The sequence below is a fragment of the Rhodococcus sp. 06-156-4 genome, assembly GCF_002259345.1.
In the GTDB taxonomy this organism is placed as follows: Bacteria; Actinomycetota; Actinomycetes; order Mycobacteriales; family Mycobacteriaceae; genus Rhodococcoides; species Rhodococcoides fascians_E.
The window spans coordinates 178,191-196,546 of record NZ_NPGB01000038.1 but is presented as its reverse complement, the minus strand read 5'-3'; the positions used below and the strand labels follow the sequence as shown (position 1 = coordinate 196,546).

The 18,356-nt window shown below is 62.4% G+C and carries 15 protein-coding genes; 3 read left to right on the top strand and 12 right to left on the bottom strand.

Translation table 11 applies throughout. From position 1 onward, the window contains the following. Window positions 1-231: 231 nt before the first annotated feature. The gene (locus tag CH290_RS28775) at window positions 232-1,227 is read right to left on the bottom strand and encodes a DUF4192 family protein (RefSeq protein WP_015586055.1); all 996 of its coding nucleotides are present in this window, start codon (window positions 1,225-1,227) and stop codon (window positions 232-234) included. Window positions 1,228-1,579: 352 nt separating this feature from the next. Continuing rightward, a complete protein-coding gene (locus CH290_RS28770; protein WP_052047799.1) occupies window positions 1,580-2,503 on the bottom strand; it encodes a DNA processing protein DprA in 924 nt (307 codons plus the stop codon). A 287-nt stretch (window positions 2,504-2,790) separates the two neighbouring features. Between CH290_RS28770 and CH290_RS28765 the strand changes: the two genes are divergently transcribed. Both CH290_RS28765 and CH290_RS28760 read left to right on the top strand, forming a co-directional pair. Next, window positions 2,791-3,318: a hypothetical protein gene (locus CH290_RS28765; protein ID WP_015586057.1), complete on the top strand. Its 528-nt coding sequence runs from the start codon at window positions 2,791-2,793 to the stop codon at window positions 3,316-3,318. A 40-nt stretch (window positions 3,319-3,358) separates the two neighbouring features. Further along, window positions 3,359-4,360 carry a putative endonuclease domain-containing protein gene (locus CH290_RS28760; RefSeq protein ID WP_072692241.1) on the top strand — a complete coding sequence of 334 codons (1,002 nt, stop codon included), beginning with the start codon at window positions 3,359-3,361 and terminating at the stop codon, window positions 4,358-4,360. A 13-nt stretch (window positions 4,361-4,373) separates the two neighbouring features. On the opposite strand, the gene CH290_RS28755 is transcribed toward CH290_RS28760, so the two are convergent. From CH290_RS28755 to CH290_RS28715, 10 genes are all read right to left on the bottom strand, one after another. After that, a complete protein-coding gene (locus tag CH290_RS28755; protein WP_015586059.1) occupies window positions 4,374-4,994 on the bottom strand; it encodes a DUF2637 domain-containing protein in 621 nt (206 codons plus the stop codon). Next, window positions 4,994-5,878: a CPBP family intramembrane glutamic endopeptidase gene (locus CH290_RS28750; RefSeq protein WP_015586060.1), complete on the bottom strand. Its 885-nt coding sequence runs from the start codon at window positions 5,876-5,878 to the stop codon at window positions 4,994-4,996. Before CH290_RS28750 ends, CH290_RS28755 begins: the two co-directional genes overlap by 1 nt. A 100-nt stretch (window positions 5,879-5,978) precedes the next feature. Further along, window positions 5,979-6,617, bottom strand: a complete 639-nt coding sequence (locus CH290_RS28745) for a hypothetical protein (RefSeq protein WP_015586061.1) — start codon at window positions 6,615-6,617, stop codon at window positions 5,979-5,981. A 6-nt stretch (window positions 6,618-6,623) separates the two neighbouring features. Then, on the bottom strand, window positions 6,624-6,749 hold the full coding sequence (locus tag CH290_RS31015) for a hypothetical protein (protein ID WP_254924250.1): 126 nt from the start codon (window positions 6,747-6,749) through the stop codon (window positions 6,624-6,626). Between the two features lie 103 nt (window positions 6,750-6,852). After that, window positions 6,853-7,503 carry a helix-turn-helix domain-containing protein gene (locus CH290_RS28735; RefSeq protein ID WP_015586063.1) on the bottom strand — a complete coding sequence of 217 codons (651 nt, stop codon included), beginning with the start codon at window positions 7,501-7,503 and terminating at the stop codon, window positions 6,853-6,855. Window positions 7,504-7,506: 3 nt separating this feature from the next. After that, entirely contained in the window at window positions 7,507-12,879 is a 5,373-nt protein-coding gene (locus CH290_RS28730) for a telomere-binding protein (RefSeq protein WP_032364989.1), read from the bottom strand. A 223-nt stretch (window positions 12,880-13,102) separates the two neighbouring features. Beyond that, window positions 13,103-13,273 carry a hypothetical protein gene (locus CH290_RS30485; protein ID WP_015586065.1) on the bottom strand — a complete coding sequence of 57 codons (171 nt, stop codon included), beginning with the start codon at window positions 13,271-13,273 and terminating at the stop codon, window positions 13,103-13,105. Between the two features lie 460 nt (window positions 13,274-13,733). Then, the gene (locus tag CH290_RS28725; RefSeq protein WP_032364990.1) at window positions 13,734-14,453 is read right to left on the bottom strand and encodes a hypothetical protein; all 720 of its coding nucleotides are present in this window, start codon (window positions 14,451-14,453) and stop codon (window positions 13,734-13,736) included. Then, on the bottom strand, window positions 14,450-15,364 hold the full coding sequence (locus CH290_RS28720) for a ParA family protein (RefSeq protein WP_015586067.1): 915 nt from the start codon (window positions 15,362-15,364) through the stop codon (window positions 14,450-14,452). The genes CH290_RS28725 and CH290_RS28720 overlap by 4 nt, the downstream gene beginning before the upstream one ends. Window positions 15,365-16,241: 877 nt before the next feature. Further along, window positions 16,242-16,940, bottom strand: a complete 699-nt coding sequence (locus CH290_RS28715; RefSeq protein ID WP_015586069.1) for a hypothetical protein — start codon at window positions 16,938-16,940, stop codon at window positions 16,242-16,244. Between the two features lie 689 nt (window positions 16,941-17,629). Here CH290_RS28715 and CH290_RS28710 point away from each other — a divergent pair. Then, complete coding sequence (locus tag CH290_RS28710) at window positions 17,630-18,190, top strand: hypothetical protein (protein ID WP_139278540.1); 561 nt, start codon at window positions 17,630-17,632, stop codon at window positions 18,188-18,190. The last annotated feature ends 166 nt before the right edge of the window (window positions 18,191-18,356 follow it).

Sequence of the window (18,356 nt, the reverse complement as noted above, 5' to 3'; positions counted from 1 at the left end):
GGGCTGGGGCTGGGCGCTGCGCGCCCGCCGCTGCAGGCGAAACGGCAAGCCGTTCCGAAGAACTCGCGGACTCGGTCGAAGCGCTGCGCGCCTTCGCGGTTGCATCTGTTATTCGATCGCGCTCAATTTGCAATTTGCAATCGAGAATTTTTCGAGGGCGGTCGAACCGAAACCGGCTCGCCGATGCATGGTGTATTCAGCGAAACCGGTTTCGGATCAATCGCATTCAAGTCATTCGTTACGGGATCGCTCGGATTCTGCATCGAGCGCAGCGGGCCGAATCTGCTCCCACAGCGCCGGGTTGATTCCCGCGTTGTATGCGCGTTCGAGCAGCTGCCCCAAGGAATGATCGGGGGCGAGCCCACGGGCAACGTTCATTGCCTCCCGCGCCGGCACCGCCTCCCGTCCGATCCAGTAACTCAGCGAAGCGAGGACGAAGGCGGGGCCTGCCTCGCTGGCGGGCAACACCGCGCCAACCTGCCGCCACAGTTCGCCGAGGACTGCGGCGTTGGCTTCGGTGAAGTGAACGAACAGCACATCGCGCACGCGCACGTCAGAGGCGGCGGCTGCGAGCATCGCAGCGTGGTAATCCGATATCTCGATTCCGCGGTTGCCTGAATCGAGATACCCGGCGAGTACCTCGCGGTGGATGGTCTCTGCGGCCGAGATCGGCCCTACTGCCGGGAACGCCCCGCGTGCAGCCCGCATCATGTCCACCACACTCGCGGCGCGTTCGGCACCGAACTGTTCGGCAACGAAGCCCGCGCGGATTTGGGCGCGAGAGGCCAGACGTACCTGCCCCTCGAGCAACGCTCCGACCACGTAGGGGTGAGCCGTCAGGTCGACCGCCTCGCCGACCTCGTGCGGTCCCGCCAGTACCCCGTTCATCAAGTAGCGGCGCGCACGTCCCTCGTGGAACTGGAACACAGCAACGTCATCGCCCGAGAACTCGTGGAGAACGGCCATCGATGCCGCATCGGCGTGTGTGTCACTGCCGAACACGACCACCACGCGCGGTCCGGATAGATCACGCACGGGGTGACCGCTGGGCACCAGCAACGGGGCACCACCGATCGGCGCTTCCTCCCCCAGCGGGCAGGCCATGACGGCCCCGCCTGTCGAGTTTGGGGTGAACACCACCATTTCGTTCTCGGGAACGTAGCGGACCAGCATCACGGCCACGGCAACAGCATCAGCGGGTGAGGAGATACGAAAAACAGAGGACATCGGACAAACCCCTTTCAGGGCACAGGGGCAGATGGTCAGTCCGCCCGATCAACAGAACACCCACAATCTAGCCGAGACCACCGACAAGAACGGCTCACGCGCAACACATTTGGTCCCCGGCGCACTCGGTGCCGGGGACCGCACCGAGTGCGCCGGGGCTCGGTGGGGAAAGACAACAGGCCCGCCCATGTGTTTCGCTGGGCGAGCCTGTTGTCGAACGTCTAGGGAGAAGCGAAAGGATCAGAGCGACAAAGGCTCTCGCTCTAACTCCTCGGGAGCGGAGTCGGCTTCCGAGGCCCATCTAGGGCTCACGTCCATACCCGACCACACTTTCGGATCGGTGTCGAGCCGATCAGGAGACGTTCGGATCAGCACACACGCCAGCAGCCGACATTGCAAGACGCGCCACACCGTCGATGATCAACGTATGGCATCCGTTCGACGCTGCGGAGGTGACCGGCCCTGGTACCGCGTACACCGCCCGCCCGAGCCTGTGCACTTCCCTGGCCACAGACAGTGCACGTCCGCGTGACCCGGCCTCGGGCACCACTACCGCATCGGAGAGAGCCGCCAGCAGCGCGCCACTCCCGTTGAATCGTTCTCGTCGAGGCTCTGCACCGAACGAGTACTCGCTCACCACCACACCCTGTTCCGCGACGCGCTCGAGCAACCGAGCGTGACCGGACGGATACGCCCGATCCAAGCCGCACGGCATTACCGCTACCGGTCCTGCACCGACCCCCAACGCTGCCCGCAACACCGCTCCCTCGATCCCGAACCCGCTGCCCGACAGGACCGCCACCCCACGCATCGCCAGATCCCCGGCAAATTCCGACGCGACATGCTCGCCGTAAGCGGTCGCAGCCCGGGTGCCGGTGAGCGCCACCGCCGACACATCAGCACCGGGCAGCGCGCCCTGTCCACGAACCCACAGAGCGACCGGAGTCGATCCCTCCAGCCATCCGGCCATCCGCAGCCGCTGCGGCCACTCAGCGTCCGCAGGAGTGACCAATCGTGCTCCCAGCGTTGCCGCCGTCTCGAGGTCTGCCTCGGCACCTGAGTAGTCCCACGAGCGAGCCGTCGCACGCAACAAGTCCTCCGACACCTCCCGATGCCGCACAGCCTCGGCTGCAGCCTCCACGCCCGATAAGGACACCGCCAGATGCACCAACGAGCCCTGCCCCCGCGCCACGTGAGCGAGATACGCCCACGCAACACGCTCACGCCACACCATCTCGCTACCCGACACCGCGTTCTCGCTCGACACACCGCTCACGACGAAACCCTCCCAGGGCTAACACAAGGGCAGATGGTCAGTCCGCCCGATCAACAGAACAACTCGAACCTACCCCGACACACCGACAAAAACAGCACCTGACAAGCGAAAATGTCCCCGGCGCACCCGGTGCCGGGGACAGCGGGTGCGCCGGGCGGTAAGTTCACGAAGCGGCCAAAAGAGCAGACCGAAGTGTCCTGTTCGAGTGATACAAATACCGGAGCAGATCTCACGGGCCGCCGACGAAAAACGCACCAACCGCGACGTTCGAGAGGGAAGCTGCACACATGACCGAGCCCGAGCCATGGCGTCGAAGCAAGACGCCGGCCCCGCTCCCCTCGAATTCCGCCGACGCCCGAGCGATCAGCGAACTGACGGACCCGGAACTGGCTGCGATCATTCGTGACAACCTCCTGCCGCGCTCGAACACCGCCGGCGATACAGCCAATTGGCGTGCATTCTGGAACACCCTCACTTTCGATCCGCAGCTCAACGATCGCGCAAACGCGATCATCGATGTCTACGTCGAGCAAGCAGCAGCAGCGCTCGATACCGGCGAACTCGACGACGCCCAATACAAACGTGCCGGCAAGTTCCACGACCTGTGTATCCACGCCCTCGACAGGCTCGACAAGGTGGTCGACGACCCCCTGGCCTGGGCTGGTGCGCGAGCTGCCGGATTCAATCCACGCTCTCGTGAGGTCATCAACACCCTCGTGCAGGCCATCGCCGATCACCGAGACGACGGCGACGACGCCAAGCTCTGGGCGATTCTCGCCGAAGTTCGTTTGGATCCAGGCCATCGACGCCGGTAAGCGCTCCGCTCAACATGGCCGCCCGCGGAGCCTCTGACCGATGAGCTTCTGGGATTCACTTGCGGCCGGCCTCTCGGAGGAGCCGCCGCGACGGGTGATCGTGTCGACCAGAACGCTCAGGTCGGCGATCGAGGACACCTTGATCTATGGGTTCTCGCGAGCCGCCCTCGAAGTGGTCCTACCCGACGAACTCGACCTGACGTGGGCAGGTACAGGTACCCCGGTTGAGGCCGACACCAAGCGGTCGCTGATCGATGGTTACCTCGTAGGATTCGAGATCCCCCAGCTCGTCGCACTGGCGCGTCGCGTGCTTGCAGAATGCGACGTCGCGGACCACGGGCTCGCGGTGCTGATCGCAGAGTACGAAAAGGGCTCCAGCGGTGTCGATTCTCCCGCAAAGAACCTCATTTTCGCGGCCAATGGTCCCAAACCGGAGATGGTGCTCCGCGACGCGGTCAGCAACGACATCCTGATCACCAAGAATGCTGAGTTCTGCCTGGTCTACGACAGACCGATAACCGAGGCCGGCCTGTCCTTTCAGGAGCTGATTCAGTGGTGGCGTGAGCACCAAGCAATGGCAGACACGGACGATCGCGATGTCGGGCGGTCACTGTACAAACGGCTGCGAGAGAGCCTCGGTAAGAACGAACCCGAGCGGATGGTCTTGGACGTCTACTCACGTCGATACGGAGAGCACGGCTTCGGTATTCCCGCTCTGATCCCGCAGGTCTACCTCCACTACGACCCGTACACCAAGTATCAACGCAAGGGCAGCAGTCCCCTCGAACGCCAACGCATGGACTTCTTGCTGCTCTTCAGTGCAAGAAAACGCGTCGTCATCGAGGTCGACGGTCGTCAGCACTACGCCAACGAAGACGGCCGCGCCAGCACGCAGCTGTACGCCGAGATGGTCACCGAAGACCGACGTCTCCGGCTAGCGGGATACGAGGTCTATCGGTTCGGGGGCAAAGAGTTCGAGAGCCCCGACGCGCCGTCGATGCTCGCAGCATTCTTCGACGAACTGAGCTCGCGAATGAAGTAGACCGACGGGGAACTCATGCCGGGGCGAGGTATCGATCCTCCTCAGAGCCGATCTGGAGTTCGTCCTCGGCGGCTGCGATGACTGCGTCGACGACCTCAATGGGTAGCCCGGTCTTGGTGGCCACTGCAGCGTGCTCGTGGCCTTCGCTGGCCAGTTTCAGGACGTGGACACACAGAACGGCTGTTTCGGCCTCTGTGGAGCTGTTCGGGGCCGAGTGACGCTGGTCGGTGCTGTCGTCTACAGCTGATGCTTCGAGTCGGACCAGCTGGATCATCAGGTGCGTGGTGACCAGCAGCACCAGCGGCGGCGCAGCAGCGGCCAGCGCGGCCACGGTGAAGGTCGAGCTGTAGTCCACCATCGAGACGTGCACGATGTTGCCGGCCGTCGATGCGATCGACCCGAGAATCAGCAAGGCCCACGCGAACCAGCGGTGTGAGGCGTCGACGACGAGCATGAGTGTTGCGAGGATTACCATTCCGTCGAGCACCAGTGGCAGAACCCATCCCAGTGTTGCCGGGTATCCGCTGGCAGTAGCGAGCTGCCACAACGATATTCCGCTCTTTGTGAAGGCGCTGATACCGATCACCGCATTGCCGATCACCGCGCAACGTTTGATGGTTGTCAGATTCCTCATCAATGTCCTTCGCTGGTGGTGATCGAAAAGTGGCCGGCCGCTGCCGTCGGGCGTGCTAGATCGGCGTGCTTGAGGGTGGGTGTGTTCGACAGTCGGTAAATCGACCACAGGGCGGTGAATGCGATACACCCGCCGATCACTATCTGAGCCGCGGTGTAGTCACCATTGTTCGCAATGACGAATGCATTCCAAGCTGTATGGGCCAGAACGAGTCCCGTGAGACTGCGGAGTCGATAGTAGACGTAGACGGCCACAGCGCCCCATACGAACGCCGACAACGCTTGCCCTGTTCCCTGGTACAGATGGATGGAGGCTCGAAACAGAGCTGAGCTCGCGATGACGATGCCGAGCATCCACGGCTGGACGCGCCAGACCAGTCCGACGACCCCGAAGAGCAACAAGACCGGAAGCGCACTGAAGAACGGTTCCTCGGCCAAGCCGGCGACGAGAAGGTGCGCACTGTTCCACCATTGTGCCGGGTTGCCGTAGTCACTGGTGCGCGAAAGGTTTTCGGCATCCTCGGGGGACAGCAACGAGGCCATGCACAGGCCGATGGGGAACAATCCTGCACTCATCAGCGTCCGCGCTCGCCACGTCCCAGGGAAGCTGTTCGGTTCGGTCTCGTTCGGTTCGATGAACCGGCGCACCGCCGCGACGAGAGCGAGACCGGCAACTGCGGCGAAGAAGAGAATTAGGAAGCCAATTTGAGCGCCGGGCATCGTCGGCGGGGTCGACTCGGTGACTACCTCGGATCCGGTACCGAGATGCCTCTGAACCGAGACTAATGCCTCGAAAGGCCAACACACGACTAGGTAGGCGGCAGCAAGCCCGAGCGGAACAGCAGCGATATACAGGCTTGAGTTCCAGTTGTTGTTGCGATTCATCGCGATTCACTCTTTCTTTGACATTCTCTCGTCGCGGCGACACAGGACAGTCATGGGTGCGGATACGAGTACTGAGCGTGGGTACGGCGGTCGAGGCTGATCAGTTGTCGAGTAGGCCCGCACCGCGGGCAATAGCGGGTAGGTCGATCGGTGGTGCCCATGCGGCCCACACGCGGGTTCGGCCGAGCTCGACGACACGGTCGTCCGGATAGAGCCGCCATGGGCCGACGCGGTCGAGCAGTTCACCGACGAGGGCGTCGGCGTGGAAACGGGTGGGAACGGTGACGAAGTCATCGAGCGGGCCCCGCTTATGTAGTGCCGCGACGGGGCGTGGTGCGCCTCTGGCGATCGCTACCTGCCGCAGGTCCGGAGAGCCGTGGGGACGGAGGATCGCCACGACATGGGGGTCCAGCCATCGTCGCTCTCGCCATTCCTTGCGGACACCGCGGCCACGGGGAAGATCGAGCCCGGTCAAGACAGTTCGTGCATTGTCGAGGGTCTGCTGTTCGACACGTCGGATTTCAGGAAGGGGAAATTGAAGTTGCTGCAACCGGCGGACGGGAATGGCCGCTCGAGCGCGAGGTGAGCCCTGCAGCCAACGCTGAACGGTACGGCGAGTCACCCCGAATGCCGCTGCGACATAGTCGATATCGACACCACCGTTGACCAAGGGGCCGTAGCACGCGGTGAATGCGACCTCGAGCTGTCGTTTGGTCCACCGCGGCCGCTTCGGGTTCATGTCGCTCTAATGGAGTGGTCCGAGAAAGACGCCGTATCCCATTTTGGCCTGCACAGCCATGCTGACGAGGATCAGACCCGCCAACGCAGAAACGACGCGGGTCTTCCACTGCTGAGACTTGGTCTCGAACATGTCTTTCTGATCCCTCCTGCAGAGCGCTGCCGTGCGCGATTCCACCGATACCGTAGCGGTTGCACCGGACACTCCGAACACCTGAACTCGCAGACTCTTATGGTCAGACCGGGTCGATGGAGATGTTGTCGATGCTCTCGAAGGTCCATCCGTCGACGTACCGATCGCTGGCGTAGCCGCTGAGCCACTTCGAGAGCGCTTTGTCGCCGCCGCGTTCGTACGCCGACCACATCGACTCGACATCGGATGGCGACATACCACTCTGATCCGGGGGGATCTGGATGGAACGATTGCGAATGTAGAACCCTCCCCCACCGGCGACGCCTTGTCGGCCCTTGATCTGTACGCGCGCACCGTATTTGGCGATCGACTTGCCCTGTTTGCTCTCTCGGACAGCTTTGATGGCGGCGCGCCGGCCCTGTTGCGTCGTCGCTGCCTGCCGCGACTTGGTGGTGAGCTTGCTCAGAGTCTCGGCCTTCGGCTTCGAGATTCGCTGGCGTCCCTCGGCGGCAACCCAGCGTTCCACCGTACGACGTGAGACTCCGAGATCGCGCGCAGCTGCGGCAGTGTTCACCCCGCCCCGAGTGCCCGGGCCGTACGCGGCGAGGAGCATCCCACGCATGTCAGGGGTGGTGCCGGCCTTGCCGGAGACATCGGCACCACGCCTGCCCGTCAAGCCCTGGAACAGTGAGCTGCGTCGGCGTTCGTCTGCTTCCAGGTTCTCTTTGAAGCCAGCATGCTTGCGCCCGGCCATTGGCTATTCCCCCTTGCCTGTCGTGGCATCCCAGTTCATCGTCAGCGCTTCCTTGCCCTTGTAGCGGCCACCGACGAGGAACTCGAGATGATCGCCGAGTCGAGCGGAGCCCTCCCACTTGTATTGGCCGAACCCTCGACCGAGCTGCTTGTCCTCCCCAGGCCAGGACGCGATCGGATCCGGATCGTTGCTGGTGTAGAGAACCGTGTCGTTCGTGATGGCCACCGGCCACCGGTCGGAGACGGTGCCGATCTTGACGATGCGACGAGTGATGTTCGCCCGCGCTTTGGCGATGATGTGATGGCGTCGCTCAGGCGAGAAACCTGCTCGTCCGGTCATATGAACCGAGGACCCCATCTGGCCGATCGTGCGCGTGTAGACGCCCTTGAGCAGATCTCTGGCCAACTGAGCGTCGACGTCGTCGACGTCCAAAGCTGTTCGTGCGTCCCGGATTCGCTCGTACCACGGATCGAGTACTCGGCCATGTTCGTTCCACACGTAGGCCTCGACAGGTTCGAGCTCGTAGCCGAGTTCTCCGGCGACCTGCAGACTCGGTGTGGTCACCCACAGCAGGCCCGGCCGGCCGCCGAGAGGCATCAATGGATGTGGGATGCGCCAGTCCCCTGCCTCGGGAACCTCTACCCGCCAATAGCCCGGCAGCTTCTTGTCGAACGCTCGCCCGTCTGGATGATGAGTGGCCGATCCGATCGGCATCTCCAAACCGGCGATTCCCGCAGCATGCGAGCCTCCTCGGTCGTACGCGTGGACGTAGATCATCGATGTCTCGTCGCTGGTCGGTTTGCGGGACCATGCGTAATCGTCCTCGAGGGAGCTGATGGTGGCCGGGCCGACGGGAGTCTGTGCCCCGAACATCCGCTCGCGGTCCTTGAATCGAGTCGAGATCATCAGGTCGAAACCTGTGGACTGCGGGGTGATCACCCACGGCATCTTCAACGCGCTGGCGAACAGCGACAATCGACGCGCGAGTTTGCTCGGGGACGGTCGGTCTCCGAGAATAGGGATATCGCGTGGATCGGCGTTCATGCCGGCAGCCAGGACGACCCACACACCGCGGTGCTCGCCCTGGGTGCGCCACACACGGGTCCACGCACCGAGCCGGTCACCGGGCTTGCCCAGGGTCCAACCGTCGGCGATTGCATCTGTGACGAACGCTGTGCCGGCAGTGGCCTCGCCGACGTCTTTGCGTCGCTGCGACGGATCGTCGCTCAGCGTGCTCAGATCCACCCCGAACTTCTCGGTCATCGCCGCGGTCACCCAGATCTGTCCCGGTTCGCTCTGCCACGACGAAGTCTGAGTGCCCAGACGCAGCTCCTGCACCAGCGCGGCGACATGACCGACGTGAGAGATGTTCTGTGGCAAATTGATTCGACTTCCGTCGGGCATCCAAATGCCATCGACGTCCAGGACGGCGGCAGGGGCAGCGAACGGGTTGGCCGCGGTCTTCGCGGGAGCTGAACGCCGAGGCTGCGTGGTCTCGAGCGGCGCACTGGGTTGCGCAACCGTAGGAGCACTCGACTCGGCGGCCTCGGAAGCAGCTCGACGAGCAGGTTCGTTCGACGGCCGCGGGCCAGTGGAGGCGGGTGCAGGCGGCTTCGCTGCGGCTGCGGTATCGGCAACCAGTGCAGCGCGGGAGGCAGCTGTGCTTCCGAACCAGCACTGCGCGTGCAGAACGTGGCCATCGAAGCGAAGGCCCGAGCCCACTCCGCACTTCACGCACGGGACGCTCGGCGAAATATGTTCTGCCACAGCGATATGGCCCTCGGCATCGGGGTAGCTTCCCACTGGAATGTCCTCCTGTTCGGAGTTGTCAGACGTAGCTTCCGCGTCGTTGGCACGAGAGCTGCCCGTCGTCGATGAGGTGTCGCTGTTCGATACCGAGAACAACGTCGCGAGGTCGGCCACTGCGGAGGTCGAACCCGGAACGTCGCTCGGTGTCGTACCGTCCGGTGCATCGTCGGGTCCGCCATCAGCGTCGAAGATGCCGATCTGACCGTCGTCGGGGCCGTCGCCGAGGATCGCCCACAGACGGAGAGCGGTCATCCGCTGCCGCCGTTCCTCACAATGGATGGTGCGTTGGACGGTGTAACGGGGTGTCTTGCCTGCGCGTTCCTCGGCGATCAGAACTCCCTCGTCGTAGAGGGCCCGCAGCGCCGTGCCTCGATCGATCTGTGGAGCATCGGACATCGTCGATGCCGCGGCTTTCAGAACCTGTTCGAGGGCAGTCGATTCGATCAACAGCTGCGCTTCACCGTCGCGTGGTCCGGGGTCGGTGAGCACGTACCCCAACCGGATCCCGCGTGCGTCTTCGCGGTACTTCTTGACGTCCTGATAGTCCGAGACCAACGTCCGTCGCCACCCCAACCGGCCGGCGAGCGGGCGGTCGGGTGCTTCACCGGTACGAACGTCGTCGACGTAGGCCAACCCGGTACGCAGTGCGTGCGCAAGGAGCTCGCGCACCCGCGCCCCGGTACGTGAAGGCAGATCGGGATCGGCCGCAGCGACGACCGCGTCGTGCAATCCGCCGTCGACGACGTCGAGAACTTGCTCGACCTCATCGGCATCGAGCGCGCCGACATCGAGCAGAAAAGCGGTGAACGCCTGCCACCCTGCCCACACTGCACCGACCGCTTCGGCCTGGCGCACGGTCTCACCCTGCTCACGTAAGCCCTCGGCGTAGTGCGCGCCCTCGTTGAAGACCTTTTCCCGCAGTTCCTCGAGGCGGGGGCACAACCACTGCAGGAACGAGGCCATCAGCAGGGCGCGTCCATGTCGAGACTGCTCACTGTCGAGTCGAATCAGCTCGTCGAGTTCGATCTCGTCGGACTGCAACGGCACCACCAACATGCGCTGAGCGCCGGACCCTGGTCGAGGCATGACCTCGGAGGTCACCATCGCGGACGATCGGGGGGCGGTGCCGTCGAGGATGCTCAACCCGTCGCGACTGGAACGGCTCCGTTGTTCGCCGTTGTGGACCATGCGCGCGAACTCTTCGAGCGCTTTCTGTGCAGCCCCCCAGTCTCGTGTGGGAGCGACATCATCGGCCCAGTACAGCGCATCTTTCGACGAATTCAGTTTGATGCGAAGCGCATTGAGAGTGTCACCGTTACCTGACATCGACGATGCCGGCCGCCGACGATCCCACAGCTCACCGAAGTGATGCATCGCGATCGACGCGATCGAGGTCTTGTACGAACCGGGCGAACCAATGAGCGAAAGAACCCAGGGGTTGGGTCCCAAGGCCGCGCGAAAGACGTGCCCGAGCAACGGAGCAGCGATTCGCACCGGCAGACGCGTCAGCATCGATCCCGAATCGACCATGAAGGCATCACGCAATCGAGGTGCATCGGCGATCGGGCACGGCAGGTCGTAACGCGAGAGCGGTCCACTGAGCAGAACCGGCGCAACACGGGCACCGGCAGCACTGATAGCGCCACCCGCGTGCACGTAGAACCACTCGTCGTTTCGGTCCTTACGCCAACCGGTGGAACGGAATCGAACCGTCCGGGCAATCGTCACTCCACCCGCCACTTTCAGGGCGTCGCGAAGTTTGGCGATTCCAGAGGGTTTGGAGTCGTACGTCGGCGGCCCGGGAAGAGAATCCGCCCAGGTGCAGTCCCGATAGTCCTGTGCGTCCACCCGCATACGCATGAACTCGCCCGTATCGGGATGGGTGTACCCGATGACGACAGCGGAAAGCTGTTCGGGCGACGGCGGATTGGCTTCCCGCTGCCCGACGATATCTTCGCGTCCGAGCAGGGTCGGTGCGTCGACGTCGAGGCCGTCGTCCTGCGATTCGAGGTATTCCATCTCCACGATCCGAGCATCGATGCTGAGCACCATTTTGGCGGTCTGCTCGCCATCTCGGTTGGTGACGATTTCGACGAGGCTTCCCTCTACGACCCGATACGTCGGTGCAGATATCTGAGCGCCGCGGGTGGCCGCCCCGACCAGGTGCAGTCGGGGTCCGTCAGGGAGCGGATGTGTCGATTCACCGGCGTCGATGTGGCTGGATCCGGTCGCCGGCGGCACCGCGTCGTGCTCGTCCTCGTCGTGCAGCAGCGGTGGAATCGGAGTGCGCGAAATATCGTGTGCGGCACGGGCAGCCGTGCGGGCAGTACGCCACACAGCGGTAGCGGCATCGACCGCTTCTTGCGACCACTTCGTGCCCTCAGCGGCAGCGAAACTACGCACCGCATCGACGGCTTCGCTCAACGGCTCGAACAGGCGCTCCGCCTCGACGGCCCAGCGCCCAGCGAGGCGGATCTCGTCTGCGCACTCATCCTGGTGACCTGATACTCGCCCGCGCTCGGCACGCGCAGCCGCTTCCTGAGCCGCCTTTTCGACCTCGGCGGCCTTGCCGCGCAGCTTGGCCAGCGCAGCATGTGCCGCAACCTCACCGACATGGACGGGAATCAACCCGTTCCACATATCGTCCGGATCCCACAGCTGGGCCTCGACGTGATCTGTGAAGTCTGATTTGTCATCTGTTGTGCCGGGTAGCAGCAGTTGTACCTCGGCATCAACTGCGCCGAGCAGCGACGCCAGTTCGATGCCGCGCTCGTATCCTGCGGCGTCACGATCGAGCACAACGCGCACTGCGGCACCGGCGAACACCTCGGCGAGCTGTGGCGGAAAGTTCAGGCCACCCTGGGCATTCGTGGTCGCGCACAGACCGAGACGCATCGCGGTCTCGACATCCTTTTCGCCCTCGAGCAGCCACACCGGCTGGCCGGCCGACAGCGCCGCTTGCAGCTGCGGCATCGCGAACAGGACCGGAGTGAACACCGCAGGCTTACGTTTGACGTACGTGCGATTCGGACCGACGAACAACTGCCGGAATCGTTTGTGTTTGACGCCGCACGAGGTGCACTCCTCGCGGATGACCTCCTGCACCAATACGCTGTCGGCATCGGTGTAGGGATAGCGCGCAACTTCCGACCAAGAGTGCTCGACCTCGGGCTCCGGCATCGGACCGGCAATCCGAGCAGGCAGACGCCCCAGACGCCCACGTCGTTTGCCCGCTGCCCGTTGCTGCGGGGATCTACCGACACGCGGTGCGCTCGGATCCCGACTCGGCAAGGGTTCGTCGAACAGATCGGACACACCGATATCGAGACGCTCGGCGATTTCTGCGGCCGTCGCTGAGCAGCCATGGCACCGCAGCAGCACCATTCCAGAACCGTGGTGGCCCGGAGTCCAGGTGACAGACAGCGAAGCGTGACGGTCGTCGTGAACGGGGCATCTCGCCTGAAACTGGGTACTCGATGTGGCTTTGAAGCCGCCGAGCTGCTCGAGGCGTGGACGGATGTTGTCCATCGACCACATGTGGCCGCGGTTGGGAGTCGGTGACGTCACGACTCACCGCCGACACGTAGATGTACGACGCGCGCTGGGTTCGGAGCGCAAATCACGGCGAGGCAGGGGTACTGAGCTATGATGTCAATACACCTCCTGTCGTGTTCGTGGTTGTTCCCGGTGGGTGGTTGGAGCGGAGCGATTCGCTCACTTGTGAATCCGGAAGACCCCCCTTCTCGCCGCCAAGCACGAGGGGGGTTTTTCACTGTCTAGGGGTAGGTCATCACGCGCCCAGCTTGTACTGTGCGGGATCGATTCGATCTTGGATGTAATGCGGCATGGGTAGATCATGGTGCAGCGCCATGACATAGACGTAGTAGTCGCTGAGGTCGAGGCCAAGGGCGTCGGCCTCGTTTTTGTAATGCGCATACTGCGTGTCGGGCGTGCGCACCATTGCGGGTATGCGAGGGCCCTTCGACTCTCTCCCAGGTTTGCTTCCAGCCATGCGATCACATTAAACGGATTCGGTAACAGAAACAGGGAGGCCGCGACATCCGGTGTGTCGCCTGCCTGTCGTGCCACGTTCACATGTTCCTCCGCACCTCGTCCGTACCCGCCCTCGCACCACACATGACAGGTAGATCCGTCTCGATCTACCTCTGTGACAGAAGTGGCGAAATCTCTCGACATTGTCTCTGCGGCACCGGACACGACGAACACCCCAGCTCGTCGAACCGACCCGCTGCGCAAGCCCCTTCATCGATATACGCGTGACCTTGGCTCTTTTATGTGGGGAGCATGGGGAGCATGGAGATAAGGGCAGCTCAAAGGCAAAAAAACGCTCCCCACCGGAGTGGGGAGCATGGTGGGGAGCACGGTGGGGAGCCAGGAGCAAGACGCTCTGGCCCGGCGGATCAAGAGATCAGATAGTCCTCAACGACCGCAGCAATCAGCGCGCTTCGTGAGGGGATGAGCGGACTTGCTTCTACCTGCTCGTCTATCCATCGGGTCTGGGCTACCCACAGATGTGGACGCACCTCCACTCCCCCGCTCGCGACCTTCGGGCGGGCCAGACGCGGCATGCCACCGCGTGGCGATTCGACGGCGCGAGGGGCGAAGAGGCGAACCAAGGTTTCCGGGGTGTGCGCGGCGAAGGCATCCTCGACGATCTCGCCGTAGGACTTCTTCTCCCGCTGAGATCGCGTCTTCCAGGCCTCTTTGACCGTCGCGGGAACGTAGACCGCGATCGGGCGCACATCTTCATCACCGACAATCGCAGCCAACGGCTCCGCTGTAGCGGTGTCGGCCCCGGTTTCGGGTGTGGTGGCTACGTCCTCGGTTGCGGCAGTGCTGCCCCCGGAGGGCGAGGCAGATGTAGCAACCTCGGTCGGAGGCTCTGGTGCAGGTGCTACAGGAGCATCCGGTGCAGATGTCACGTCCGGAGCCTGTACGTGCGGCTCGTCGACGGCTCTTTCGGCAGCCACGTCGGTCGAGCGTGGTTCCACTGCGGCAGGCCTGGCGAGGGAACCCGTTCCATTGCGAGGGAAAATGTTGGCGAGGCCAGATCCACGGGGAGCGGGCTTGTCGAATTGGTCCGCCAGGCTGGGTCGCTTCTTGCGATCAGTGGTGCTCATGCGGGTGCTACCTCTTCTGCGTGATCGGCTTCGGCAGCAAGCTCGGCCAAGCGTTGCAAGACCTCAGCTGCTAGGGCCTCGTAGTCATCCGCCAACCCGGTTGCATCCCGAGAGAGCAGAAGGCTGGGTGGTTTCACCTTGTCCCTCAGCGCTTTCAACCGAGCCTTCTTTGCGCTAGCAGTAGCGCCTTCGAGTTCGTGAGCTAGGAGCCCATGCCGCCGCGCGTCGGCAGCGGCGCTCTCCATGTAGCGGATTGTCGTGCCGAAGATGGGGGCAATGGTGTCAGGAATGGCTTGCGTAATACTTTCCCTCACCTGGTCCTGGAGCCGTTGTGACCTACTGCCGACCGCAAACAGAAGCATGCCAGCCAATCTCAGTTGCGGATTGTGCTCCCGGGCACGCGCGAAGCGCTCGGCGACGCGGTCGAGGCCGTCGAGGCTGCCATCGTCGGCGCGAGTAGGGATGAGAACGGACGACGTGCAGTACAGCACCGCATCACCGATGATCACGTCGCCTGGCGGGGTATCGAAGAGAACAATGTCGTAGTCGGGAACGATCGGGGCAAGGACTTTGTGGAGGATCTGCCCCAGCGATTCGCCCCCGCGGCTGAGCCTGGAGAGCATCATGCCAGCAACGTCGACGAGCGCAGGACCAGCGGGAATGACGTCTAGACCGGGTCGGACGTCTTTGATGATCGGGGGTTGTCCGCCTGACATCAACGACATCAGAAGTTCTTCACCGGACTGCTTTTCGTAACCGAAATCGCGGGCCAGGTTGCCCTGAGGGTCGAACTCCCCGACGAGAACACGGTAGCCGGCAGCGGCGAACAGGCCTGCGAGGTTGGCAACAACCGTCGTCTTGCCCACTCCCCCTTTACCTTGGGTGACTGCGAGGGAATTTGATATTGCCATCGATAGAACCTTCCTTCCAGAGTCCTGGATCCGCGTGCATCTATTCGAGCGCTGCCGTGGAGAAGCGTGACCGGGAGGCGTTCACGGTGCCGAATCGGTACGTGCGAGCGGCTCGACTTGTCCCGCACGCTCTTGTGCGGGCGGATGCGCAGGTTGTCGTGCGTGGTTGTGTGCGCGAGAGTACGCCCAGTCACGCACGTCAGTCAACACGGTCTAAGTCGCGTAACACCATGCGTATCAATGCTCGCACTCTTACGCGGCAAAACACGCGCAATAAAACATGTAGTGCTGCGCCCTAGTAACAGCGTACCAATACGCACGTTAAGTCGCATATCAACACCCTTGTTAACACGTGAAGAAACACGGGCATTGATGTGCTGACCAAAACGGTAATTAACCCGCGTGTTGACGTGCGGAGTTATACCCGGTATTGCATGCGTAGTATTACGCGTATTAACCAACGGTGTAACAAGCGTATTTGTACGCCCTCAAACACGCGGTTTAGTACGCGATGAAACCAACGCTTTACTGTGCGAGGAGTACTACGAAGTGCTACGCCCATTGTGTTGGGATGATTGCCCGGTAGACGGTAACGGAGGTAGGGGAGCAGAGCACTGGGATGATGAACGGGATCGAGAGTGGGTAGTTATGTCGGATCAACAAAGCGTCGATATGTGCGAATCAGCGTGCGATTCGAGCTGCGATCATGGCCGCGACTCCCAATCCGCAGGCTCTGCTGGCTTCGCGAAGGCTCAAGCGAAGTGTTGAGGGGAGAGGTATCGGTAGGGGAGTGCGAGGATTGCTACGTAGTTCGACGCGAGCCTGGCACGAATTTCACATAAGACGCCAGGTCAACGGGGGACTGTTCGCGTTCCAATCAGCGTAGATCCGAATAGCTCTGACGCAGTCGGCGGCGGGGATCGCCAGGCTCTCCGCGGGTCGTTCGCTGTTCGGCTATCCGTTGTTCCAGACCGATCTTCGACGCCATTTGGGTGGCCCACAGCAGGGTGGCGTCAGGGACTGATTCTGAGAGTTCAACGGTGAGATCTACAAGGGTGTCTTCGAGCAGTGTCTCGGCGGCTCGGTAGAGGCTCCACAGGTGGCTCAATTCCCAACTAAGAATGAGGGGATTTCCGAACATCATGCGCTCACAGGAACGTTGAATGCGCCGGACTTGAGGGTTGCTCAGAGCTGTCGGATCGTGCGGGTCGGCCCAGGTCGCAAGGTAGCTGCTCTGCTCGCATGTCCACGGCAACAGCAGGAGCGCATCAGTCGCGAAAGTCCAGCTCTGCGTGTCGAGAACGTGTTGTGACTGTTTGAGGGCGCGGCCCAGGGCTCGCTGGCAGGTCGTGGTGTAGTCGGCGAGCGCTAGCCGACATCGCTCCAGTTGTGCCAGGTCGTGCACTGTGTGGAACTGGTCCTGTCCACGAGTGAATTCGGTGGCAACGAGCGCGGCCTCGGTGTCCCACCAGCGAAACTGGGACTGACGATGGAACTCGCGGTGCCATCGTAGGTCGTCGAGCGTTCGGGCTGCGACGCCGCTGCCTGGCGCGGTGGCGGTGTCGGAGAAGCTCATCGTTCAATGGTTGCAGGTAAATGGTGGTGTGTCACCACCCCTCTGGCATCAGTTCTATGACTGTGCCCACGGCCGAAGAGGTAGATGTGGTGGTTTTCCTGGTGAGCTCTGCATGGCGATCGGTTCAAGATCGTCGGTGAACGACGCTGCGTTGAAGAAACATTGGCGGCAGATTGTGGACACACATGAAAGCCATCAAATCAAATAGCACTGAGTCACGAGAACCACATCAGTCCGACATGAGTGTCAAACGATAACAAAATCGTGTTGTGATCACGTGGCAGTGATCATAATCCAACTTGTCTTGGAGTCAAGAGGCAGCGCCGAGTGCAGTTCGGTTGAGAGTCAGTCAACGGCCCGTAGAAGTTGCAGAGGACATTGCTTGCGGCACGGACCGTCAGGGGTCGGTGCCGCGCCGCGTTTGCTTCGGAACTGAACGAGTGCGCGATCGACTACCTTGTTACTGAAATGTTATGTACCGCGTGTTGATCACCACTGTTGTTGAGGTGGAGATAGCCTTTGTCCTGGTGGGGAGGGGATGGGGTCCTCTTGCGGGACGAACACGGGGTTCGTTTTGCAGGGTTCGGTTCGGATCGACGCTGTTCGCGGTGTCCGGGAGACCCGGTATATCTCGTACGTCGCACTCAAGCCTGCGACTCAGGTACACGGGGACATCGGAAGGATCGTGAGTGAGGACCGACAGCGCTGAGAGTGCGAACGTGCCGACATCTCCGCCTGCGCGACAGTCGCTCGGGGCAGCCTTCATGCCACCGCCGCCGGCCGGATCGATAAGTGCTATGTCAGCGGAGGTGGTGCAGTTGAGTTCAAACGAGGAGGAGACATCCTCTGGTGCAGCTGAATTGGGGCACGACGACACGATTGTGCCGTCGACGGTTCATCTTGCTGTCGGGGTTGCACACGGTCTGGCGAAGGAGAGCAAACGGACAGGGAGAACCCACGGCGAGGTGGTCATCACTGCTATCGAGGATGTCCACAGCGATCTCGAAAGCCTTCTGTTTCCGGGAGGCAAGGTCGGCGGAGGTCTGTTCCGCGCCAGGGGAGTAGGTGGGAAGCCGTCTGAGGGTAAGGCGGAGAAGAAGGGAGTCACGGTCGGGTTGTACGCCGATGACTGGGTGATCATCGATCAACTGAAAGACCAGTTCAAGGCCCGTTCCCGCAGCCACCTCATCGGAACTGCCCTCAAAGCACATCTCGGCCTCGACGCCACGACACAAACGGAAAGTGACTGAGCTATGCCCATGTTCGGCAATCTCAAAGAAAAGACATCGACCGCCACAGTGGGGGAGCCGCGCAGCGCAAGAGAGGCATCTCCTAAGCCGGGCCATGACTTCACCGAAGTCGTATCCACCACCAAAGTGCGCCGTCGACGGTCGTACTGGATCGCGGGAGTCGCCT